The organism is Spongiactinospora gelatinilytica (assembly GCF_003236385.1).
In the GTDB taxonomy this organism is placed as follows: domain Bacteria; phylum Actinomycetota; class Actinomycetes; order Streptosporangiales; family Streptosporangiaceae; genus Spongiactinospora; species Spongiactinospora gelatinilytica.
In genome coordinates this window covers 1-403 of the sequence record NZ_POUA01000923.1, presented here as the reverse complement: position 1 = coordinate 403, position 403 = coordinate 1, and the positions used below count along the sequence as shown (strand labels likewise).

Below are 403 nucleotides of genomic sequence, written 5' to 3'. Positions count from 1 at the left end.
CGAATTAGTTCGTGCCCTTGGATTTGGCTCTGATGAAGAAATCATCGATATTTTTGGTGGTTCTGATAGTTTAGATTTCACTCTTGATAAAGATGTTCATAAGAATCCCGAAGATTCACGGGTTGCTGAATCATTGAAGGATATTTACGAACGTTTGCGTCCTGGTGAACCTAAGACTGCAGATAGTTCAAGAAGTTTGCTAACTGCGCGCTTCTTTGATCCAAAACGTTACGACATGGCTCCAGTAGGTCGTTACAAAGTAAATAAAAAACTTAGCCTTAAGACTCGTCTTTTAGGTCAAACCCTAGCTGAAACATTAGCTGATCCTGATACAGGGGAAGTTATTGCTCAAAAGGGTGAAATGGTCAACAAAGACGTAATGAAGAAATTAGCAGTTTTCCTT

The 403-nt window shown here is 39.5% G+C and carries 1 protein-coding gene; it reads left to right on the top strand.

What is annotated here, in order from left to right:
• Nucleotides 1-403, top strand: a 403-nt coding sequence (locus C1I98_RS46845) for a hypothetical protein (protein ID WP_199537615.1), incomplete at both ends; no start/stop codon positions are given.